Genomic DNA, 22,660 nt, shown 5'->3' with positions numbered 1-22,660 from the left:
TCCATGGAGGAGGCATGAAGCTCAAGAAGGCCATTGACCGCATTCCAGGCGGCCTGATGCTGGTGCCGCTGCTGCTCGGCGCCTGTGTCCACACGTTTGCGCCGGGTGGTGGAAAATATCTCGGGTCGTTCACCAATGGATTGATTACCGGCACCGTGCCGATTCTGGCGGTGTGGTTCTTCTGCATGGGCGCAACGATCGACCTGCGGGCGACCGGCACGGTGCTGCGCAAGTCGGGCACGCTGCTCGTCACCAAAATGGTGGTGGCGTGGATTGCAACAATCGTGGCGTCGCACTTCATTCCGATCGACGGCGTCAAGGCGGGCCTGTTCGCGGGTCTCTCGGTGCTCGCGATCACGACGTCGATGGACATGACCAACGGCGGCCTCTATGCGGCCGTGATGCAGCAATACGGCAGCAAGGAAGAGGCAGGCGCGTTCGTGCTGATGTCGATCGAATCGGGGCCGCTCGTCAGCATGATCATTCTCGGCGCGACCGGTGTGGCGTTCTTCGAGCCGCGGCTGTTCGTCGGCGCGGTGCTACCGTTTTTGATCGGCTTCACGCTGGGTAATCTGGATAGCGACCTGCGCGAGTTCTTTGGCCGTTGCGTGCATCCGCTGATTCCGTTTTTCGGCTTTGCGCTCGGCAACGGTATCGACCTGAACGTGATCGTCACGAGCGGCTTGCCGGGCATCGTGCTGGGCCTCGGAGTGATCGTGGTGACGGGCGTTCCGCTGATCCTCGCGGACCGCTGGATCGCGGGCGGCAATGGGGCGGCGGGGTTGGCGGCTTCGTCGACGGCGGGGGCCGCGGTGGCGAACCCGGCGATCATCGGCGAGATGATTCCGCGCTTCAAACCGCTGGTGCCGGCGGCGACGGCGATGGTCGCGACGGCCTGCCTCGTGACGGCGATTCTGGTGCCGATTCTGACCGCGTTATGGGTGCGCCGGCATCAGGCGCGCGATGCGTTGCGCGAGGAGTTTGCAGCGGCGACGACGCCACCGCAGCCGCTTGGTGAGCGGGACGTCCATGTGTGAAGAGTAGGGTGGTGGGATTGCACTTGAACGCGACGAAGTGAAGCGAATCGCGTCGGGCGGCGTCTCACCGCCCAAGCTTGCCCTCCAACCTCGCCTTAACCTCGACCCACTCCTCGTCGATGATGCTAAAGCGCACCGAATTGCGCTTGCGCCCGTCCGGCATGATCCGCTCGTGCCGGACAATGCCTTCCTGTTTCGCGCCGATCCGCAGAATCGCGGCTCTTGATTTCTCGTTGAGCTCGTCCGTGGTGAACTGCACGCGCACGCACTGCATCGCTTCGAACGCATGACGCAGCAGAAGGTACTTCGCCTCGGTATTCACCGCCGAGCGCTGCACCGACTCGCCCAACCATGTGTGGCCGATTTCCAGCTTCCGGTTCACCCGGTCGATCTTCCAGAATCGCGTGCTGCCGACAATCGCCCCCGTATCCCGCCTGACGATCACGAAGGGCATCACCGTGCCGGCCGCGCGCCCATCGAGCGCGGTTGCGATATAACCGCCGACGGTTTCGGGACCCGGCACGACAGTCAGCTTCATGTTCCACAACTGACCGTCCGCGGCGGCGTCGAGCAGACCCTGCGCGTGTTCCTGCTGAAGCGGCCTGAGTTCGACGATCTGTCCGGTCAACGTGGGTTGCATGAGGCTGGGCGAGGTATCGTTCATGACGAAGCGGATTTTCGTTGTATGACCGCGCATCATAAAACGAAGAATGGGCCGAACGAAGCGAACGAGCGCGAATCACGAAGGACTCAACGAGCGATTCGCGGGGTTTCGCGCGATAAATAAAAAAGGTCCGCGAACGAGCGCTCGCGAACCTGGCACAGCGATCACGGCGCGATCACACAGAGCGGTCACGCGCATCGATCACGCCGCGATCAATCAGCCGGGCACGGTCGGAAACCGTGCCCTGAAAGCCTGAAAGCCGACGGCGTCCTGAAGAACCTTAAACCGCCATCACCGACACGGCCTTGGTGACCAGATAGCCTTCCATCGCTTCCGGACCACCTTCCGATCCATAGCCCGAGTCCTTCACGCCGCCAAACGGCATTTCCGGCCACGGCGCGGCAGGCTGATTGATCCACAGCATGCCCACTTCCATCTGTTGCGACAGCAGATGCACGTTGCGGAACGACTTCGTGAACGCATACCCGGCGAGACCATACGGCAGACGGTTCGACTCGGCGATCGCTTCTTCGAGCGTGTCGAAACCGCGGATCGCGGCAATCGGGCCGAACGGCTCGTTGTTGAAGACGTCCGATTCGAGCGACACGTTGGTCAGCACGGTCGGCGCAAAGAAGTTGCCTTCCGAGCCCACGCGTTCGCCGCCCGTCGCGATCGTGGCGCCCGTCTTGCGCGCGTCGTCGAGCACCTTGCTCATCGCCGTGAGACGGCGTGCGTTGGCAAGCGGCCCCAGGGTGGTGCCTTCCTCAAGACCGTCGCCGAGCTTGAGGCTTTCGGCATGTTTGACAAGCGCCGCGGCGAATTCTTCGCGGATGCTGTTATGGACCAGAAAGCGCGTCGGCGAGATGCAGACCTGGCCTGCATTGCGGAACTTCGCGCCGCCCGCGGCCTTGACGGCCAGCGCCACGTCAGCGTCTTCGGCGACGATCACCGGCGCATGACCGCCCAGTTCCATCGTCGCGCGCTTCATGTGCGTGCCGGCCAGCGCGGCCAACTGCTTGCCGACCGGCGTCGAGCCGGTGAACGTGACCTTGCGGATCACCGGATGCGCAATCAGGTAGCTGGAGATTTCCGCCGGATCGCCGAACACGAGGCCGACCGTACCGGCCGGCACGCCGGCTTCGACGAACGCCTGCAGCAGCGCCGCCGGCGACGCCGGGGTTTCTTCCGGCGCCTTGACGAGGAACGAGCAGCCGCACGCGAGCGCCGCGCTCAGCTTGCGCACCACCTGATTGACCGGGAAATTCCACGGCGTGAAGGCGGCGACCGGGCCGATCGGTTCCTTGAGCACCGTTTGCTGCGCCGCCAGATTGCGCGGCGGCACGACCCGGCCGTAGACGCGGCGGCCTTCGTCGGCGAACCACTCGATGATGTCCGCCGCGGACAGCACTTCGACGCGCGCCTCGGCGAACGGCTTGCCCTGTTCCTGGGTCATCAGACGGGCGATGTCGGAAGCACGTTCGCGCACCAGCGCGGCGGCCTTGCGCATGGTGGTGGCGCGCTCGTTGGACGGAATCTTGCGCCACGCTTCGAAGCCGCGCTGTGCGGCGGCCAGCGCGCGGTCCAGATCGGCGATGCCGGCGTGAGCCACCTTGCCGATGGCCTTGCCGGTGGCAGGATTGACGACGTCGAGGGTTTTGCCGCTGGCGGCGTCGCACCACTCGCCGTTGATCAGAAGACGGGTGTCGGTATAGCTCGAGGTGGCCATGCTGGGTTCCTGTAAATGGGGAGAACGACAGGTCGCGCGGTCGCGACGCATTGGGCTGACGCTGCGCGGCCAAGGATGGACTGCCGATACCAATTATCTTATCTGATTGCGCGCGATCGCATCGGCGCCGGCCCTGCGGGCGAGGCGCGGCACGGCCTTTGCTGCTCCGCTTGCCGCGGCATGGAAACACGGAAACATAGAAGCGGCCGCCTGAGCGGCGCCGCGCAAACAGGCGTAAAGTCAAGCAGTGGTAGCAGGAACCGGCGGGAGCCGGCCGCATGGGACCGCGCATCGAGCAGGTAAAAAACTGCACGCCATGCAGCGGTCGAAAGCAGCGGTCGAAAGCGGCAGGCGAAACGGCGGTGAATGCAACCCGATCAACCAAGGTGCAAACGAGGAATCGACATGCCAACCGGTACAGTGAAGTGGTTCAATGATGCAAAGGGCTTTGGCTTTATCACACCGGACGACGGTGGCGAAGATCTGTTTGCCCATTTCTCGGAAATTCGCAGCGAGGGGTTCAAATCGCTGCAGGAAAACCAGAAGGTCAGCTTCGAAATCAAGCAGGGACCGAAGGGCAAGCAGGCGGCGGACATCAAGCCAGTGTGACGTCAGTAACCGGTCCGCACGCGCGGGCGGGCGGGCCGGCCGGCAGAACTTCTGAGGGGCAAGGGCGATTCGCTCGCGCTTCTCAGGCAAGACGCGCGTCGGGTTCTGCGTAAGCGTCGCGCGCCGCATCCATCCCATCGAGCAATTCGTCTCGCACGCCGGCGAGCGCGCTGTCGCGCCGGCCGCGCGGATGCGGTGCGGCAATGACGATGTCGCGCACCAGCCGTCCGGCGCCATGCTGGTCCGCCATATCGAGCAGCAGGACGCGATCGGACAGATAGAGCGCTTCGTCCAGATCGTGCGTGACGATCAGCGCCGCCGTGCCGTGCGCGCGGGTCAGAGACAGCAACAGGTCCTGCAGACGCATGCGGGTCATTGCGTCGACGGCGCTGAACGGCTCGTCGAGCAGCAACAGGTCCGGCTGCGAGAACAGGCCACGCGCGAGCGCCACCCGCTGCGCCATGCCGCCCGAAAGCTGCTTGGGCAGCACCGCGCCCGTGCCGGCCAGACCGACCTCGTCGAGCAGCCGGCCCACACGCGGGTCCGTGCCTCTTCGTGGACCCGCGGAAAACGCGACGTTGTCGGCCACGCTCAACCACGGCAGCAGGCGGGGCTCCTGAAAAATCACGCCGAGGCGGGGCGACGGGCCGGCTTGCACCAGTCCGTCGAGCAGAATGTCCCCCTCGAAGTCGCGATCGAGACCGGCCAGCACGCGCAGCAGCGTGCTCTTGCCACAGCCGCTCGGGCCGACCAGACTCACGATCTCCCCGCGCCTGATATCGAACGTCACGCGTTCGAGCACCGCGCGCGCTTCGTAGCGTTTGCTCATCGCGCGAACCTGAAGCAGGGGCGGCTGGGTGGAAGGATCTGCCGCGTTCAACGCATGCCTCGTGAGGAAGACCGCTCGCTCGCGGTGTCGCGCCATGACAGCACGCGCGTTTCGATCGCTTTCAGGATGCTGTCGCTGAGCTTGCCGAGCAGCGCGAGCAACAGGATCGCGCCGAACACGAGATCGGGCCGGCCGGTTTCGCGGCCGTCGCTCAGCAGATAACCGAGGCCGCGGGTGGCGGCGATCAGTTCGGCGGCGACCATGAACATCCACGCGAGACTCAGGCCGGTGCGCAGTCCGGTGAAGATGTGCGGCAAGGACGCGGGCAGGAGGATGCGCGTGAACAGCGCCCGCGGGCTCAAACGGTTCACTTCGCCGAGTTCGATCAGCTTCCGGTCGACGCCGCGAATGCCGGCCACGACGCTCAATTGCACCGGGAAAAACGCGCCGATGGCGACGAGGGTGATTTTCGGCGCTTCGTCGATGCCCATCCACAGCAACAGAATCGGCACCCAGGCGAGCGACGGAATCGCGCGCAGCGCCTGAAACGCGGGATCGAGCAGTGCGTCGAGGCGGCGGCTCAAGCCCATTGCCGCGCCGAGCAGAAGGGCGAGTGCCGAGCCCATGCCGAAACCCGCGAGTACGCGCAGCGAGCTTGCGCCGATGTGGCGGCCGAGACGCTCGCCGCCCAGTTGCCACAGTGTTTCCGCAATCGTGCTCGGCGCCGGAACGAGGTGCGCGGGCAACACCGACGCGCGCACCAGTGCTTCGATCGCGGCAAGGAGGGCAATCGGCAGGATCAGCCCGGCGATGCGCCAGCGCCTGAGCGGATCACGCGGGCCCGACGCGATGCGCGTTGCATCGGCGGTTTGCGGCGCGCGATAGAGCGCGAGCGATTCGTCGGTAGCCATGGGTGTCGATCAGCGAGTTCCCGGGCAGTGAGCGGCGTGCCGGCTCACTGGCCGCCGTTCGCGGCAATGACGGGCTGCGCCGCCTTCACATCGATCAACGCGTCGATGACCTGATTCAGGTCGGTGCCCGGCTTCACCAGTTGTTCCTGCACGAGAATCGGCGCGGCGGCTTTCAGCGCGGCGAGTTGCTGCGCGCCTGGCTGCGGATGACTGAAATCGTTGCGGCTCAGTTGCAGTCTCGCGACCGGCAGCGACAGCTTCGATTCTTCCGCGACGATCTTCGCGGTGTCGTCCGGATGCGCGGCGATCCACAGGCGCGCTTTTTCGTACACCTTCAGCACCTGGGCGAGCGTCTCGGGATGGTCGCGGATGAAGTCTTCGCGGGCGTCCAGCAATCCCCACGTGTTGAAGTCGACGTTGCGATAGAGCAGCTTCGCGCCGTCGTCGATTTGCGCGGCCGCCATGTGAGGATCGAGGCCGGCCCAGGCGTCCACCTGGCCGTTGGCGAGCGCGGTGCGCCCATCCGGGTGCTGAAGATTGACGATGTCCACGTCGTCGCGCGAGAGGCCCGCGGTGTGCAGCGCGCGTAGCGTGAAGAGGAACGGGTCCGTGCCTTTGGTGGCGGCGATCTTCTTGCCCTTCAGGTCGGCGAGCGTTTTGACCGGCGAATCCTTCCGTACGACGAGCGCGGTCCATTCAGGGCGCGAGAAAACATACACGGCGCGAATCGGATTGCCATTGGCTTTGGCGAGCACGGCGGCGAGACCCGCCGTCGAGCCGATGTCGATTGCACCGCTATTCAGATATTCGAGCGCGCGATTGCTGCCGAGGCTCAGCACCCATTTGACCTGGGTGTGCTGCGGCGCGAGTTCCTGCTCGAGCCAGCCGTTGCGCTTGATGACGAGGCTTTCCGGCGAATAGTAGGCGTAGTCGAGTTTCAGTTCGGCGGGCGGTGCGGCGCGTGCGATACCCGGTGCAAGGAGGGCGAGCGTGGCCGTTGCCGCCATCAGCAACGTGCTCAGGCCGGCTTGCAGACGTGTCGCATGCCGCGGGTGTGAGGAAATCGAAGAATGCGAAAAGCGCGCCGTGCCCCGCGGGATGCTCATTGACTGGTCCTGTGATGATCGTTTGATTGACCGCTCAATGTAGTCAATGCGCATGCTGAACTGAACGAATAAAAACTCACAATCAAAGCAGGTTGGACGCAATGGCGGATTTGGGCCGCTCGATCTTCCGTTTTCGCCGTCCTGGCAGAGCAACCCACGTCGCGCGCCGACACGCGGCGGCGGCACGATCGATACCTGTTTTACCTATACAATGCGCAAACGGGGCGAAGGCCGGTATTCACCATATGGAACGACGCGGGCCGGGAGTATTTTCCTTAAGGTTTCCTTCAGCTTTGCTCCGTAGTATTTGCGCGATCTCCCGTATCCCCGCGGGCAACAGTTCCGATAGTTTTCCGACAGAAAACTGAAAGCGCCGATCAAAGGCTTGCTGGAGCATCCATGAAAACCCTCTTCTTGCAAGCGCCGTCGTACGATGGCTTCGACGGTGGCGCGGGTTCGCGCTACCAGGCCAAGCGTGAAGTGCGCTCGTTCTGGTATCCGACGTGGCTCGCGCAGCCCGCCGCACTCGTCCCCGACAGCCGCGTACTCGACGCTCCCGCCGACGGCCTGTCCGTCGACGCATCGCTCGACATAGCACAGCAATATGACCTGGTGGTGATTCACACCAGCACCCCGTCCTTTCCTACCGACGCCCTGTTTGCCGAGGACCTGAAGAAGCGCAAGCCTTCGGTGCTGATCGGCATGGTCGGCGCGAAGGTCGCGGTCGATCCGCACAATTCGCTGACCGCGAGCGAGGCGATCGATTTCGTCTGCCGCGAGGAATTCGACTTCACCTGCCAGGAAATCGCCGAGGGCAAGCCGTTCGCCGGCATCAAGGGCCTGAGCTATCGCGCGGCGGACGGCTCGATCGAGCACAACGAAGCGCGCCCGATCCTGGAGAACATGGACGAGTTGCCGTTCGTGGCGCCCGTCTACAAGCGCGATCTGAAGATCGACAACTATTTCATCGGCTATCTGAAGCACCCGTACGTGTCGATCTACACGGGCCGCGGCTGCCGCTCGAAATGCACGTTCTGCCTGTGGCCGCAAACGGTGGGCGGGCATCGCTACCGCACGCGCTCGGTCGAGAACGTGCTCGAGGAAGTGAAGTGGATTCGCGACAACATGCCCGAAGTCAAGGAGATCATGTTCGACGACGACACCTTCACCGACTTCAAGCCGCGCGTCGAAGAAATCGCCCGCGGCCTCGGCAAACTCGGTGTGACGTGGTCCTGCAACGCGAAGGCGAACGTGCCGTACGCGACGCTTAAGATCATGAAGGAAAACGGCCTGCGCCTGCTGCTGGTCGGCTATGAATCGGGCGACGACCAGATCCTGCTGAACATCAAGAAGGGCCTGCGCACCGACATCGCCCGCCGCTTCAGCGAAGATTGCCGCAAGCTCGGCATCAAGATTCACGGCACCTTCATTCTCGGCCTGCCCGGCGAGACGCAGGACACGATCCAGAAGACCATCGAGTACGCGAAGGAAATCAATCCGCATACGATCCAGGTGTCGCTCGCAGCGCCCTATCCCGGCACGACGCTCTACAACCAGGCGGTCGAGAACGGTTGGCTGGAAGAGAACAAGGTCATCAACCTCGTCAGCAAGTCGGGCGTGCAGCTCGCGGCGATCGGCTATCCGCATCTGTCGCGTGACGAGATCTACCACCAGCTCGAGAACTTCTATAAGCGCTTCTATTTCCGTCCGTCGAAGATCTGGGAAATTCTGCGCGAGATGCTCACGAGCTGGGACATGATGAAACGGCGCCTGCGCGAAGGCGTCGAATTCTTCCGCTTCCTGCGCGCCCACCAGGCGTGAGCGCCGTGCATCTGCTCGCCGTCACGCTGGCCTATGCGTGCGCGGCGGCGGCAGTTTTCGGCATCGCCTACACGGTGCTGGCGGGCGCCCTGATCGGCCGGTTCTTCGCGAGAGCGGTGTCCGAGCCGACCAGTTTCCCGCCGGTCACGATCGTCAAGCCGTTGCACGGCAACGAATGGGCGCTGCTCACCAATCTGTCGAGTTTCTGCCAGCAGGACTATCCAGGCCCCGTGCAATTCCTGTTCGGCGTGCACGATTGCGCCGACCCCGCCTTGCAAGCCGTCGACGATCTGCGGCGGCTGCATCCGGAAGCGGACATTACCGTGGTCGCCGATGCGCGGCTCTACGGTCCGAACCGCAAGATCAGCAACATCCTCAATATGCTGCCGCAGGCCCGGCACGACGTGCTGGTGTTCGCCGACAGCGACGTAAGTGTCGGGCCGGATTATCTGCGCAATGTGATCGGCGAATTGCAGAAACCCGGCGTCGGTCTCGTCACCTGCGTGTACCGCGGCGCACCCGATCCCGGTTTCTGGCCGCGACTGTCGGCCAAGGCCACCAACTACCAGTTCCTGCCCGGCGTGGTGACGGGGCTTGCGCTCGGTCTCGCGCGTCCCTGCTTTGGGCAGACTATCGCGATGCGACGCGATACGCTGGAAAAAATCGGCGGCTTCACGCCGTTCGTGCAGCACCTGGCCGAGGATCACGCGATCGGCGAGGCCGTGCGGATGATCGGCGAGAAAGTGGTGATTCCGCCGTTCACGATCTCGCATGCCTGCGTTGAAAACAGCGCGACCAAACTGATCGCGCATGAACTGCGCTGGAGCCGCACGATCCGCAGCATCGATCCGCTCGGCCATTTCGGCTCGGTGCTGATTTTTCCGCTCGCCTTCGCGCTGCTCGCCGTCGCGTTCTCGGGCGGCGTATGGTGGGCGTGGTCGCTTGCGCTAGTCGCCGTTTGCGCCCGGCTCGTATTGAAGCTGCTGTCCGATCGCGCGTTGCGGCAGGCGCACCGCGACCTGTGGCTGTTGCCGTTATGGGATATCGTATCGTTTTCGATTTTTGTGGCGAGTTTCTGGTCCTCGCGCGTGATCTGGCGCGGTTTCAGTTTCAAGGTGGATGGCGACGGCCTGTTGTCGGCGGCGCAGGACGGAATGACGGATGAACAGCAGGTTGGCTAAGCAATGATGCAAGGGTATTGGGAAAGCAGCGGCGAGAATGACGCAATGTGCATGAAGCACGCGCGAAGGGTGGCCGCATGATGAAGCATCTCGGCCGCCTTGCCGCGCTTGCCGGCTTACTGGTGTCGCTGTGGCTGGTCTGGCAGGACAATCCCGGCGCGGTGCTCGGCGCATTGCGCGCGGCGGGCGCCGGCCTCCTTCTGGCGGCGATCGCGCACGTGCTGCCGATGATCGCCAATGCCTGCGACTGGCGTTCGCTGATTCGCGGCGCGAACCGGCCCGGTATCGCCAGCATGCTGCATCTGGTCTGGGTGCGCGAATCCGTCAATTGCATGTTGCCGGTGGCGCGTATCGGCGGCGAGGTGGTGTCGTTCCGGATGCTCAGGCGCTGGGGCGTGCGGCCTTCCACGGCGGTCGGCAGCATCATCGTGGATATGCAGTTGACGGTGATTAGCCAGTTGCTGTTCACGATGGTCGGCATCGGTTTTCTGTTCGCGCATGCGCACTCCGACACGCTGCGGCTCGCCGGGCAACTGGCGTGGGGCGTGGTGGTGCTGACGCCGATGCTGGTGCTGTTCGCCCTCGTGCAGCATGCCAACCCGTTCGAGCGCATCACGCGCGTGCTCAATCGTATGACGAGCGGCAAGCTCGCCACGCTTGTCGGGCAGTCGGCCCAGATCGATCAGGCCATCAAGCTGATCTGGCGCCGGCGCGGCGTGGTGCTGCGCTATCTGTTCTTCTGGCAACCGCTGCAGTGCTTCCTGACGTCGCTCGAAATCTGGCTCGCGCTGTACTTTCTCGGCGTGCATGTCACGCTGGTCGAGGCGGTGGTGATCGAATCGCTGATCCAGGCGATCAGCAGCGCGGCTTTCTTCGTGCCGGGCGGTCTGGGGGTGCAGGAGGGCGGCTTCATTCTGATCGGCGGCGCGCTGGGGCTCGATCCGTCCACCTGCCTCGCGCTTGCGGGCGCGCGGCGTATTCGCGATCTGTTGATGTTCGTGCCCGGACTCATTGCGTGGCAGTTCGCCGAGTCGTCGAATCGCGAGCCGAAGCGGGCGGAACCAGCGGGGCGCACGGTTGTGGGCGAAGCAAGCGGGCGTTAGTGCGGCCGAAGGGAATGTTTCCCTTATCCGACGGACTGGCGGCGGCCACCTCGTCGACAGATTGATCTATGGCCTTTGCGGCCACCTCGTGGACAGATTGGTCTACGGCCTTCGCGGCCGCCTCACCGCCCCCCTCAACTGCGCCTTCCCGGCACCCCTTCAGTCTTCCGCGCCCGCATAGGCGGGAAACGACACTTCCACCGCCAGCCCGCGCTCGCCGATACCCGCGCCGAGATGCAGGTTTGCACCGAAATGCTCGGCGATCCGCGCGACGATCGAGAGGCCCAGCCCGCTGCCGGTGGCCTGATTGCCGGTCGCGCGGAAAAACCGGTTCGTGAGGCGCGCGAGATCGCTGGGCGCGACGCCCGGGCCGTCGTCGCGCACGGTGAGTTGCACGCGGCCAACTGCGTACATCACCGCCACTTCGATGCAGCCGCCCGGATGTCCATATTTGATGGCGTTGTCGAGCAGGTTGTCGAGCAGAATGCCGATCAGCACGGGCTCCGCATTGATCTCCGCGCGCATGTCGCCGGTGAGCGTCACGCTGATGTTCTTCTGCTGCGCGTTGCGCTCGTTGGCAAGCAGCGCGTCCTTCGCCACCGCGGCGGGTCTGAGCGGCGCCGAGGAGAGTTTTTCGTGCGCGTCCAGACGCGCGAGCAGCAGCAACTGCTCCGCGAGCCGCGCGCTGCGATCGACGCCTTGCACCACGCGTTCCATCGCCAGCCGCTGCAACACCGTGTCCGACTCGGCCAGGGCGACCTGCGCCTGTACCTTGATGGCGGCAAGCGGCGTCTTCAGTTCATGGGCGGCGTCGGCGGTAAACGCGCGCTCCCGTTCGATGGAGTGCTGCAAGCGCGACAGCACCAGATTGATCGCGTCGACGAGCGGCCGCACCTCCGTCGGCGCCCGGCCGATGTCGACCGGTTCCAGCCGGTTGATGTCACGCGCCCGGATCGCGCCGGAGAGGACCTTGAGCGGCGCCAGGCTCCAGCCGATGCTGAACCACACCAGCAGCGCCAGCACCGGCAGCGCGAGCAGCGTGGGGCGGGCGATCCGGCTCGCGACGCCGCTCACCAGGTCGCTGCGCGTGTTGGCCGGCTCGAACACGCGCACCGTGTGGCCGAGCGCTGTGTCGCGCAAGGTGAACGTGTGCCACATCTGACCGCCCAGCGTCACGTTCTGCGCCCCGCTGGCGGGCGGCACGGGTAGGTCCCACGCGTGTAGCGCGCGCAATTGCGGGCTGCCCGCCAGCACGTCGCCGTTCGCGCCGCGCACCTGGAATAGTGCGTCGCGTGGCAGGGAATCGTCGTCGTCGCTGTTGTTCGCGCCGGGTTCGCCGCCTTTCTCTTCTTCGCGCACGTCGATGCGCGCGTTGGCCAGGGTGGTCAGATTGCGCTGGTCGAGCAGCGCGAGGATTTGCGCGAGTTCCGCGAGGCGTGCCTCTTCCCATTCGCCGACTTCGCGGGTGGCCTGCCGATAGCTCGATAGCAGCGCGACGCCCCAGATCAGCGCGATGCTGGTCAGGACCAGCATCACCAGACGGTGGCGGATCGATGCCGGCATCAGGCTTTCTCCACCACGTAGCCGATATTTCGCACCGTTCGGATCAGCTTGGCGCCGAGCTTTTTGCGCAGGTTGGACACATGGACCTCGATCGCATTGCTTTCGATTTCTTCCTGCCATCCATACAAGCTCTCTTCGAGGCGCGAGCGCGACTGGGGAATGCCCTGATTGGTCAGCAACTGCATCAGGATCGCCCATTCGCGCGAGGTGAGGGACACGCGGGTATTGCCGACTTCGACGGTTTGCGCGGCGGGATTGACCGTGAGATCCTGATAGCGGATCACCTCGACGCTGCGCCCTTGCGCGCGGCGCAGCAGGGCCCGGCAACGGGCGATCAGCTCGGTCAGGTCGAAGGGCTTGCCGAGGTAGTCGTCGGCGCCGGCTTCGAGGCCGCCGACGCGATCCACCACCGTGCCCTTGGCGGTCAGCACGAGCACCGGCACGTCCTTGCCGGCTTCGCGCAGCCGCCTCAGCAGTTCCATGCCCGATATCCTCGGCAAGCCGAGATCGAGCAGGACCAGTGCATAGGCGGTCGTGTCGAGAGCAAGACTGGCCTTGTGACCGTCGCGGGCCCAATCGACCGTGAAACCGGCCTGACGCAGTCCCGCTTCGATGCCGCAGCCGATCAGGTCGTCGTCTTCTACGAGGAGTACGCGCATGGGGGAGAGGTTCCGTTCGATGTTTAATGCATAGTGGCATTGCATGGTGGCGACAGTTTTTAAGCACGCGCCGAGTCAGCCACCCGAAGTTTAGCTATCATGCTCATTGGACGCTTTATACCTCTTTCTTTCTTAAGGTTTCCTTCAGCTTGAATCGCTACTATCGCCCCTCAGCAGGTTACTGTCGCGTGGCCGACGTGAGCGCGCGAAACTACGTCATGTTGTCAGATCATCGCAACTTACTCGTAAGCACATCGACGGAATGTATGGCTGGCGCTTCTGTCGGCGCCGTTTGGCAGTCCGCCTTTTGGCAGCCCGTTTGGCAGTTCCTTTGCCAGCCCTTGTCCTTGTGCCAGCCCTTGTACCGGCGAATTGCGCCACTGCATGATGCCGTGCGTTCCTTCCGGTCACGAGACCACGCCATGAAGCCAGTCACCACCGACATGCTGCGCGCCCACCTGATGGCGGCTTCGCTCACGGCCATGGGTACCGAAGCGCTCGCCCTGCTGGCACTGCTGGTTCTGCGTGTTCCGCAACAGGTTTTCAGTTCCACGGGGTTTCAGGCGCTTGCTCTTGCGCTGATCGTGAGCGGCGTCATCGTGATGCGCCATTTCGCGCAGACTGCTTTCGAGCTCGCCATTCAAGGCCAGTACGCCACGTCGGCCGACCGGCCCGTGCTGATCGGGGCGGACTGTCCGCGACGCTGGTTCGTCGTTCTTCATCTACGCTTTACCGGCAAACCGTTCGTGCTGGCCGGGCACTGACGGCAACAGACGATGGCGGCGCACGCATTGACAGCATGCCAATGGATACTGTTATCCGGCTGCGTCTCGGCTTCGCTCTATGCGATGCTGGCAGCAGTCGCGATGCCGTTCTTCGCGGTGCGCCGCGGGGGGCGCGGGCGGGCCGCTAGCGCGTCGGCCGCTGCGAGTGCTTCGACCGCTTCGGCCGCTTCAACCTCCGCGAGTGCTGCCGCCAGGGCTTCGGATCCGCTGGCCCCTTTCACGCATGTCGGCGTCAGCGTGCTTAAGCCACTGTGCGGCGCCGAGCCGCGTCTCTACGAGAATCTCAGAACTTTCTGCGACCAGCGCCACGGGCATTTCCAGCTCGTACTAGGTGTCTCTTCGCCGGACGATCCCGCCATCGCCGTGGTGCGCCGTTTGCAGGCCGCTTACCCGATGCACGACATCGAGCTGGCGATCGACACGCGCGTGCACGGCAGCAATCTCAAGGTCAGCAATCTGATCAACATGGCGGAGCGGGCGCGCCATGACGTGATCGTGATTGCGGACAGCGACATCGCCGTCGAAGCCGACTATCTCGACACCGTGGCGGCGCCGCTCGCCGATCCGCGCGTGGGGGTGGTGACCTGTCTCTACGTGGCGCAAGGCGTCGGCGGTTTCTGGCCGCGGGTCGGTGCCCTATTCATCAACGAGTGGTTCGCGCCGTCGGTGCGGGTCGCGCATGCGGCCGGGTCGCGCCGCTTTGGTTTTGGCGCGACGCTTGCCTTGCGCCGCGCGACGCTCGAGCGCATCGGCGGTTTTGACGCGCTGAAAAACTGTCTCGCGGACGACTACTGGCTCGCCGAGCACGTGCGCGCGCTCGGGCTCAGCACGGTGCTGTCGCGCGTGATGGTGGCCACGGATGTCATCGAGCCGACTTTCTTCGCGTTGTGGCAGCGCGAGACGCGCTGGCTGCGCACGATCCGCTCGGTGAACCCGCTTGGCTTTGCATTTCTGTTCATCACGTTTCCGACGCCGTGGCTCATCGCCGGCGCGTGGCTTACCGGCGCTCTCCTGAACGGGCCGTCCGGTGGCGAGCACCTGTGGGTGGCGCTGGCGAGCGGCGCCAGCACGGCGGCGGGTTTTGCCGCGCGCATGCTGCTGCATCTGCGTTCCGCGCGTCACGAACGCACGTTCTGGCGCGACTTGCCGCTCGTGCCGTTGCGCGACACTTTGCTGGCATTGCAATGGCTCGCTGGCGCGTTCGGCTCGCATGTGGTGTGGCGTGGCGCACGCGTGCCGGTCGAGGCTTCCGCATCCACGACGCACGCTGCGCGGTTGGCCGTGATGGATGTCATGGAGACTTCGGATGGCGGTTGAGCCACGCGGTCTGATTGTCACTGCCGACGATTTTGGCCTGCATTCACGCGTGAATCTGGCGGTCGAGCAGGCGCATCGGCACGGCGTGTTGACGGCCGCGAGCCTGATGGTCGGCGCGCCTGCCGCGGCCGATGCGGTGGCGCGTGCGCGCGCGCTCCCGGGGTTGCGGGTCGGTCTGCATCTGGTGCTGGCCGACGGCGACGCGGTCACGCCGCGCGCGGGGATTTCCGCCTTGCTCGACGAGCACGGCCGCTTTGGTGACAACATGGTGCGGGACGGGGTGCGGTTTTTCTTTTTGCCGCACGTTCGCAAACAGCTGGCGCGAGAGATTCGCGCGCAGTTTGAGGCTTTTGCGAGGACGGGGTTGACGCTCGATCACGTCAATACGCACAAGCATTTTCATTTGCATCCGACGGTGCTTGGGTTGATTCTGGAGATCGGCCGCGAGTACGGGATGCGGGCGATGCGTCTGCCGTTCGAGGTTGGCACGCCGGTCTGGCTGCGGCCGTGGATTTCACGGGTGCGGGCGCGCTTGGATCGGGCTGGGATCGTGCACAACGATTATGTCGTTGGGATTGCTAAGAGTGGCCGGATGGATGAGGCGGCGTGGCTTGCCGCGCTTGCCGATTTGCCCCGAGGGGTGGGGGAGATTTATTGTCATCCGGCCTTCGCCGGCGATCGGGTTTTGAGCGATGGGATGCGGGATTATCGGCATGTCGAGGAGTTGCAGGCGCTCTTGTCGCCTAGGGTCGCTGAGGCGATTCGGGGTTTGGGTGCCCGGGTGGGCGGGTTTGGGGATGTGTTGAAGGGGTGATTTTTTTTGCCTTCGCGGCGCTTTTTGTTTGTTTGCCTGCGGTGTTGGGTTTTTCTTGATCTGCTTGTCTGTTTTGTGCTTCTTGTCCTTGTGCCTGCGGCGTTGGGCTTTCCTTGATTTGGTAGTGGTCTATTAGCGTTCGCCCCTGTGCGGGGCAGGCACTTACTTTCTTTGCCGCCGCAAAGAAAGATAAGCAAAGAAAGCGGCTCACACCACTCCTGCTAAGCGGGTCCCGCAGCACGCAGCGGGTAGTGATGCATCTGGAATCTGTGTTCGTGCACCTGCCTGTGCGTGTGACAAGGGCGTCATACTTCCGGCGGCGCTGCGCGCGCCGAAGAGTACTTCTTAAAACCACCCGCTACGTTTTGGCGCTCACGTCTCGCCACCGGATCGTGGCTCGTCATTGCACCGCCACCGTCGCGATTGTGATTGCAACTGCAACTGTGATCCGGATTTGCAGTACACCGACATATCGTCGAAGTGGGGCGGCGGGTGAGCACGGGGGCGTGTCGCCGAGGCAAAGCCGATGGCTCCCACAGCACTTAAACGAAGCCGCTGGTTTCCCATGCAGACCCGTCCGCGACGCACGCAGTGCGGAGTGGGAGCTGATGAGTCCCTTGTCACAAGCGCGTGAAGGTGCGAGGGCACGGATTCCAGATGCACCACTACCCTGTGCGAGCTACGGTGCCCACTTAGCAGGCGTGGTGTGAGCTGCTTTCTTTTGCCTACTTTTCTTTGCAGCCGGCAAAGAAAAGTAGGTGCCTGCCCCGCACAGGGGCGAACGCTAATAGACCACTAGCAATACAAGGAAAGGCCAACGCCGTAAGCGCACAGACAAGAACGCGCCGAGCAGGCAATCAATTCAAGCAAAGCCCAACACCGCAGGCATACATACAGAAAAGCGCCGCGAAGGCAAAAAAAACAAACCCCTACAAATGGAAAAAACCCATATTAAATAACCTCCTTCCTCATCAACAACTTCAACACCACAGGCAACAGCAACAACACCAACGGCAACTGCACAATCAACCCAGAGATAATGGCAACCGCCAAAGGCTGCTGCATAGCAGCCCCTTGCCCAAGGGCAAAAGCCAACGGCAGAAGCGCCAAAATAGCCGCAATAGTCGTCATGGCAATCGGCCGCAACCGATTCCGCCCAGCCGCGATCAGCGCCTCTTCAAATCCAACGCCTTCATCACGCATCAACCCCTGCAACTCCGATACATAAAAAATCGCCACCTCAGTCACGATGCCGATAATCATCGTCATTCCCATCATCGCGGAGATGTTCAGCTCGATGCCGGTGATCCACAAGCCGATAAACACCGCGCCCGCCGCCAGCAACGGCATCGCCATCACGGCCAGCGCAACGCGAAAGCGCTCGTACAGAAACAGCAGCAATCCAAACACCAACGCAATCGCAGCGCCGAACACACTCAACAAACCCTTGAAAGCAATCTGCTGTTGCTGGTACAGGCCGCCCAGTTCGTAGTACACGCCGGTCGGCAACAAGCTCCCGTCACTCAGCGCCTTCTGCACGTCCGCGATCGTCGAGCCCAGATCGCGGCCGTCGATTCGCGCCGTCACGGCCACCATCCGTTTGAGATTGTCGCGGCTGATTTCCGGCTGGCCGGTCACCGTCACCTGATCGGCAACACGATTCAGTGCGAACAGATGGCCGTCCGGTGCGCGAATCTGTAACAGTCCCAGTTGCGTATCGGTCAGCTTCAGTGCGCCCGCCACGCGTACGCGCACGCCCACCGTCTTCGGCCCGCTCTGGAATTGCGTCGCAACGTTGCCTTCCACCATGTCGGAGACGGCCTGTGCAATCGACTGCGGGTCCATGCCCTCGGCCGCGGCGGCCTCCGGCCGGATGTGCAATTCGAGAGCGTCGCCCGCGGGATTGATGCCGTCGTTCACGTCCACCACGCCCTGAATCGTGCCGATCCGCGCGGCGACCTTGCGTGCGGTGGTGTCGAGGGTGTTCTGGTCGTCGGAATAGATTTTTATCTGCACCGGCTGTGGCACCGCGGTCAGGTCGCCGATCAGGTCTTCCATCAATTGCGCGAGTTCGATATTCACGCCCGGTACCTGCGTCTCGACTTTCGAGCGGATCTCTTCCATCACCGTTTCGATCGGCTCGCGGCCACTCGACTTCAGCCGCACGAAGAAGTCGCCCCTGTTCGGCTCGTTCAGGTCGCCGCCGAGACCGGCGCCGGTGCGGCGCGAGTAGGTCGCAACGTTCGGATTCGCGCGGATGATGCCCTCGACCTGCTTCATCAACCGGTCGGTTTCCGTGATGGATGTGCCAGGTTCGGTGTGGTAGTCGAGCACGAAACCGCCTTCGTCCATGCCCGGCATGAAGCCGCTGCCCACGCGCGTGAACGCGAACGCGGCCACCACGACCAGTGGCAGCAAGCCGAGCAGCACGAGAATCGGACGGGCCGTCACGCGCTCGATCAGAAAGCCGTAGCGTCGGTTCATCCATGAAGCGAAGCGGGTTTCCTTGTGCTCCTCGGCGTCCTCCGGTTTCAGCCAGCGGTCGCACAGAATCGGCACCGCAAGCCACGTGACGAGAAACGAAATGAACAGGGCGCTTGCCATCGTCACGGAGAGCGCCTTGAAGAATGCCCCCGTCACGCCCGACAGAAACGCGAGCGGCACGAAAATGATCAGCGTCGCCGCCGACGAGCCGGCAAGCGGCCGCGTGAATTCGAGCGCGGCCGCCATCACGCGGCCGTGGAACTTGTGCGCTCCGCCTTCGCGCATGCGTCGCACGATGTGTTCGATCATCACGATCGCATCGTCGATCACGAGGCCGACCGCGGCCGCCATGCCGCCGAGCGTCATGATGTTGAACCCCATGCCGAACACGTCGAGCAGCAGGATCGTCGCGGCCATCACGACCGGCACCAGCGCGACCGCGATCGCGGTGATCTTCCAGTTGCGCAGGAAGGCGAACAGCGTGAACGCGGCCAGCACTACACCGATCATGATCGCGTCGCGCACGCTGCTCGCGGAGGCGATCACCAGTTCGCTCTGGTCGTACCAGTTCGAGAGATGCACGCCGGCCGGCATCTGATGCTGGAAATCGGCGAGCTTCGCACGGATCGCTTTGGCCATCGCCACGCTGTTCGCGCCGGGCTGCTGATAGACGTTGAGCAGCACGGCGTCCTGGCCGTCGGCGGTGACGCGCATCCATTGCGGCACAACGCCCTGGCGGACCGTCGCGATGTCGCCGAGGCGGATTTGCGTCGCGCCATTGGCCGACACCACCACGTTGCGCAGTTCGTCGAGTTGCGTGATCGTGGTGTTGGCAATCACGAGGTACAGCTTGTAGTGATCCTCGATGCGGCCAGTGGCCATCAGCACGTTGCTCGCGCCGATTGCTTTCGATACATCCGCGAGCGACACCTTGTAGGCGGCGAGGCGCGCCGGATCGATCGCGACTTCCAGTTCGTCCTGCGCGCCACCGGTCACTTCGACACGCGCCACGCCTTCCACGGACGACAGCAACGGCCGCATCTGGAACTGTGCGAGATCGTGCAGCGCCGATAGCGACTGCTGCGTCGAAGTCAGGCTGTACGCGAGCACCGGGAACACGGTCGGGTCCATGCGCCGCACCTGCATCGAGGTGCCTTGCGGCAGCGTCGCAAGAATCTCGCTGATGGCCGATTGGGCCTGCAACGTGGCTTGCGCCATGTCAGTGCCCCAGTCGAAATTGATCGAGATTTCCGCCGATCCGCGGCTCGTGGTCGATTCGACGTCGCGTACGTTCGGCACGCGCCGCAACGCTTCTTCGACGGGCATCGTGACGAGCGTGGCCATCTGTTCGGCAGGGCGGTCGCCCGCGTCGAGCGAGACGACGGCGCGGGGAAACGCGACGTTCGGGAACAGCGAGATCGGCAGACGAAACGCGGTCAGTGCGCCGGCGATCGCCAGCAGCGCGATCACGAACAACAGCGAGCGCCGGTGCTTCTGCATCCATTGACCGAAATTCATCGCGGCGCGCCTCCGCCGGCCCGCACCGCCATGCCGTCCTTCAACTCATAGTTGCCGCTGACGACGAGGCCTGCTGTGCCGTCGATCGGGCCGTCCACGCCGTAGCGGTCGCCGTTCTCGACCTGCGTGACCACCGCCACGCGGCGCGCCTTGTTCTGCGGCGTGATCTGGAACACGTAGGCGCCTTTGTCGTCTTTCAGCACGGCGGCACGCGGCACGATCCAATGCGTGCCGCTGCGAGTCGCGATGTCGGCGCTGACACGCGTGCCCGGAATGAATGCGCTCTGTCCGAGCGGCACGTTCGCGCCGACGTTGACGAGCTGGCTTTGCTGATCGACCGATGCCCCCACCAGCACCACGTGACCGTCCGCCGCGGCCCTCGCGAGCGAGGTGGACAGGCCGTGCAGCGTGACGGTGTCGCCGGCGTGGATAGCGGGGGCGTCCGACGGCTCGACGCCGAGCACGACGTTCGCGCGCGCGTCCTTGCCGTTGCCGCCGGCCAGTTGCAGGATCGCGGCGCCGGGCTGCACCTGATCGCCCTGTGCCGCCGATACCTGCAAAACCACGCCGTCGACCGGCGCCGCGACGACCTTGTTGCCGCTCGCGGCGCCGGTCTGGTTCTGCGCCGCGAGCGCCTGCTGCGCGTCCTCGGCGGCCTTGCGCGCCGTGGCGAGTTGCGATTGCGTGGCAAGCCCTTTGTCGTACAGCGATTGCGTGCGCGCGAGTTCGCCTTGCGCCAGCGTCACAGCGCTTTTCGCCTGGGTGGCGGCGAGCACCGCGGCAGGGTCGGCTTGCACGACGAACAGCGGCGTGCCGCGCGTCACGCTCTGGCCGGCCTGCACGCGCATCTGCACGATACGCGCGAGGTAGGGCAGATTGACCGTGGTCAGGTTCGACGCGGACGCCGCGACGATGCCATAGGCGCGGACCGGTTGCGCAATGACGGCGCGCTGCACCCGTACGGTTTGCACGGATACGACGGCCTGGTCGGCCGCATCGTCGCCGGCGGACGCACCGGCTGCATGGATGCCGGTGCTCATCAGCGCGACGCAGGCAAGAGAAATCGCATAAGCAGCGATGCGCGGCCGCCGCGCCGCGAGTGGGCTATTTCGCATGAGTTTCGGTGAAGGTCTGAGCGGAGGAAAAGGCGTCGGGGATCGCGCTGCCCAGCAGCGCCTGCAAGCCGACGCGTTGTTCGGCGAGCGATTCGCGCAGCGTGGCGACGTCGACACGTTTGGTGAGCGCGGCGCTTTGCGCGTCCGTGTAGGCGCCGAGCACGAGATCGTGCTGCGCGTAGGCCGCGGCCGCGTGTTGCGCGGCGAGGTCGATGCCGGGCAGCGCGGCTTCGGTCTGCTGCAACTGTCGCGTGAGAATCGCGTTGTCCGCACGCATGTGGGCGACATCGGCGTAGGCCTGGTTCAGGCGCGACTGATATTCGTCGCGCAGGCGCTGACGCGTCGCCTGTTCGATGGCGACGTTGCCCTGATTGCGATTGAAGATCGGCAAGCTCAGATTGATCTGGAAGCCGCTGGTGTAGATGTTCGAGGTGTCGCGCGCCCGCACGAAACCCACGGAAAGGCTCGGGAACTGGCTGAGAATCGCCGCGCGGTATTTCTGTTCCTGCGCTTCATAACCCGCCTGCAGCGCGATCAGGTCCGGGCGGCGCTGCGCGAGTTTGGCGAGGGCCGCGTCGAGCGTGGCGTCGGGCAGCTCGGTCGTGTCTTCGCTGCCGGTGAGGTGCAACTGCACTTCCGGCGAGAGGCCGAGCAGCGCGTTCAGATCGTGATGCGTCTGTTCCGCAGCCCGTTCGGCGTCCGTGTATTGCTTGCGTGCGTCGCTGTAGGCGGTGAGCGCGGCGGTCAGTGTGTCGTCGGTGAGATTGCCGTCGCGCTGGGCGTCGGCCATGCGTTCGTAGCGTGTGCGCGCGAGATCGCGCTGCTGTTGCAGCAGCGGCAGCGTGTCCTGCTGGAAGCGCGTCTTGATGAACAACTGCCGCGCCTGGGCGACGATCTGCCATTCCTGCCACAGCAGCCCGAGATCGGTTTTGGCCAGCGTCGCGTCGGCGGATTGTTTATTCGCACTGCGCAGCACGATCGCCATCACGTCGATGCTCAGGCCGTAATTGAACGCGCGCGTCGTGCCGGCCGCGCCCGGGTAATCGCTCGACACGCTCAGTTGCGGGTCGGGCAACAGTCCGGCTGAATAAGCCTGAGCCCGGGCGATGCCGAGATCGTCGCGGGCCAGCTTCAGGTCGGGATTGTTCGCTACCGCAAGCATCGCGACTTCGTCGATGTCGAGCCCGTCGGACGGATCGAAACGATGCGCGGCCAGTTCAGGCAGCGGCATGGTGGACGGATCGACCTGGATGCGTTCGAGCGAGTGGGCCGAGGTCGACGTATCCTGCGGTGCGAGCGGCGCGCGGTGATACCACGTGCATCCGCCGAGCAGCATCGCGTAGATCGGCACGAGCACGCGCAACCGTGCCGCCGCGGCGGCGTTGAAAACGGGCAAAATCCGGCTCCTGAGCAAAAAG

18 protein-coding genes are annotated in these 22,660 nt (G+C 64.3%); 8 read left to right on the top strand and 10 right to left on the bottom strand.

Annotation, left to right across the window (positions count from 1 at the left end):
* The first annotated feature begins 14 nt into the window (after positions 1–14).
* Entirely contained in the window at positions 15–1,037 is a 1,023-nt protein-coding gene (gene kdgT, locus DSC91_RS16490) for a 2-keto-3-deoxygluconate transporter (RefSeq protein WP_115779956.1), read from the top strand.
* A gap of 64 nt (positions 1,038–1,101) precedes the next feature.
* Here kdgT and DSC91_RS16485 read toward each other — a convergent pair whose 3' ends face one another.
* Together DSC91_RS16485 and DSC91_RS16475 are read right to left on the bottom strand one after the other, a co-directional pair.
* The gene (locus DSC91_RS16485) at positions 1,102–1,701 is read right to left on the bottom strand and encodes a GNAT family N-acetyltransferase (RefSeq protein WP_115783293.1); all 600 of its coding nucleotides are present in this window, start codon (positions 1,699–1,701) and stop codon (positions 1,102–1,104) included.
* A gap of 280 nt (positions 1,702–1,981) precedes the next feature.
* Positions 1,982–3,427: an NAD-dependent succinate-semialdehyde dehydrogenase gene (locus tag DSC91_RS16475; protein ID WP_115779954.1), complete on the bottom strand. Its 1,446-nt coding sequence runs from the start codon at positions 3,425–3,427 to the stop codon at positions 1,982–1,984.
* A 405-nt stretch (positions 3,428–3,832) separates the two neighbouring features.
* Between DSC91_RS16475 and DSC91_RS16470 the strand changes: the two genes are divergently transcribed.
* A complete protein-coding gene (locus DSC91_RS16470) occupies positions 3,833–4,036 on the top strand; it encodes a cold-shock protein (protein ID WP_007181784.1) in 204 nt (67 codons plus the stop codon).
* An 82-nt stretch (positions 4,037–4,118) separates the two neighbouring features.
* Here DSC91_RS16470 and DSC91_RS16465 read toward each other — a convergent pair whose 3' ends face one another.
* From DSC91_RS16465 to DSC91_RS16455, 3 genes are read right to left on the bottom strand one after another with little or no spacing between them, the layout of a single operon-like run.
* Entirely contained in the window at positions 4,119–4,865 is a 747-nt protein-coding gene (locus DSC91_RS16465; protein ID WP_175172113.1) for an ABC transporter ATP-binding protein, read from the bottom strand.
* A gap of 47 nt (positions 4,866–4,912) precedes the next feature.
* Positions 4,913–5,776, bottom strand: coding sequence for an ABC transporter permease (locus tag DSC91_RS16460; RefSeq protein WP_115779952.1), 864 nt, complete (start codon positions 5,774–5,776; stop codon positions 4,913–4,915).
* Positions 5,777–5,820: 44 nt separating this feature from the next.
* On the bottom strand, positions 5,821–6,783 hold the full coding sequence (locus DSC91_RS16455) for an aliphatic sulfonate ABC transporter substrate-binding protein (RefSeq protein ID WP_229758403.1): 963 nt from the start codon (positions 6,781–6,783) through the stop codon (positions 5,821–5,823).
* Positions 6,784–7,281: 498 nt separating this feature from the next.
* On the opposite strand from DSC91_RS16455, the gene hpnJ reads away from it, so the two are divergent.
* The 3 genes from hpnJ to DSC91_RS16440 all read left to right on the top strand — a co-directional run bounded on the left by hpnJ (position 7,282) and on the right by DSC91_RS16440 (position 10,987).
* A complete protein-coding gene (gene hpnJ, locus DSC91_RS16450; RefSeq protein ID WP_115779950.1) occupies positions 7,282–8,703 on the top strand; it encodes a hopanoid biosynthesis associated radical SAM protein HpnJ in 1,422 nt (473 codons plus the stop codon).
* The gene (hpnI, locus tag DSC91_RS16445) at positions 8,700–9,884 is read left to right on the top strand and encodes a bacteriohopanetetrol glucosamine biosynthesis glycosyltransferase HpnI (protein ID WP_115779949.1); all 1,185 of its coding nucleotides are present in this window, start codon (positions 8,700–8,702) and stop codon (positions 9,882–9,884) included. Before hpnJ ends, hpnI (DSC91_RS16445) begins: the two co-directional genes overlap by 4 nt.
* A 77-nt stretch (positions 9,885–9,961) precedes the next feature.
* Positions 9,962–10,987, top strand: coding sequence for a flippase-like domain-containing protein (locus DSC91_RS16440; protein WP_115783292.1), 1,026 nt, complete (start codon positions 9,962–9,964; stop codon positions 10,985–10,987).
* A 159-nt stretch (positions 10,988–11,146) separates the two neighbouring features.
* On the opposite strand, the gene DSC91_RS16435 is transcribed toward DSC91_RS16440, so the two are convergent.
* On the bottom strand, positions 11,147–12,550 hold the full coding sequence (locus DSC91_RS16435) for an ATP-binding protein (RefSeq protein WP_373291966.1): 1,404 nt from the start codon (positions 12,548–12,550) through the stop codon (positions 11,147–11,149).
* Entirely contained in the window at positions 12,550–13,209 is a 660-nt protein-coding gene (locus DSC91_RS16430) for a response regulator (protein WP_115779948.1), read from the bottom strand. Before DSC91_RS16430 ends, DSC91_RS16435 begins: the two co-directional genes overlap by 1 nt.
* A 422-nt stretch (positions 13,210–13,631) precedes the next feature.
* Between DSC91_RS16430 and DSC91_RS16425 the strand changes: the two genes are divergently transcribed.
* The 3 genes from DSC91_RS16425 to hpnK are packed head-to-tail and all read left to right on the top strand — an operon-like array spanning position 13,632 to position 16,125.
* Complete coding sequence (locus tag DSC91_RS16425; protein WP_115779947.1) at positions 13,632–13,973, top strand: hypothetical protein; 342 nt, start codon at positions 13,632–13,634, stop codon at positions 13,971–13,973.
* Between the two features lie 12 nt (positions 13,974–13,985).
* Positions 13,986–15,311, top strand: a complete 1,326-nt coding sequence (hpnI, locus tag DSC91_RS16420) for a bacteriohopanetetrol glucosamine biosynthesis glycosyltransferase HpnI (RefSeq protein WP_115779946.1) — start codon at positions 13,986–13,988, stop codon at positions 15,309–15,311.
* Complete coding sequence (gene hpnK / locus DSC91_RS16415) at positions 15,301–16,125, top strand: hopanoid biosynthesis-associated protein HpnK (protein WP_115779945.1); 825 nt, start codon at positions 15,301–15,303, stop codon at positions 16,123–16,125. Before hpnI (DSC91_RS16420) ends, hpnK begins: the two co-directional genes overlap by 11 nt.
* Before the next feature lie 951 nt (positions 16,126–17,076).
* On the opposite strand, the gene DSC91_RS16410 is transcribed toward hpnK, so the two are convergent.
* From DSC91_RS16410 to DSC91_RS16400, 3 genes are read right to left on the bottom strand one after another with little or no spacing between them, the layout of a single operon-like run.
* Positions 17,077–20,127, bottom strand: a complete 3,051-nt coding sequence (locus tag DSC91_RS16410) for an efflux RND transporter permease subunit (protein ID WP_115779944.1) — start codon at positions 20,125–20,127, stop codon at positions 17,077–17,079.
* The gene (locus DSC91_RS16405; protein ID WP_115779943.1) at positions 20,124–21,242 is read right to left on the bottom strand and encodes an efflux RND transporter periplasmic adaptor subunit; all 1,119 of its coding nucleotides are present in this window, start codon (positions 21,240–21,242) and stop codon (positions 20,124–20,126) included. The genes DSC91_RS16410 and DSC91_RS16405 overlap by 4 nt, the downstream gene beginning before the upstream one ends.
* Positions 21,232–22,638 carry a TolC family protein gene (locus DSC91_RS16400; protein ID WP_115779942.1) on the bottom strand — a complete coding sequence of 469 codons (1,407 nt, stop codon included), beginning with the start codon at positions 22,636–22,638 and terminating at the stop codon, positions 21,232–21,234. Before DSC91_RS16400 ends, DSC91_RS16405 begins: the two co-directional genes overlap by 11 nt.
* Between the last annotated feature and the right edge of the window lie 22 nt (positions 22,639–22,660).

This window comes from Paraburkholderia caffeinilytica, assembly GCF_003368325.1.
GTDB lineage: Bacteria > Pseudomonadota > Gammaproteobacteria > Burkholderiales > Burkholderiaceae > Paraburkholderia > Paraburkholderia caffeinilytica.
This window is presented reverse-complemented; position numbering and strand designations above follow the sequence as displayed.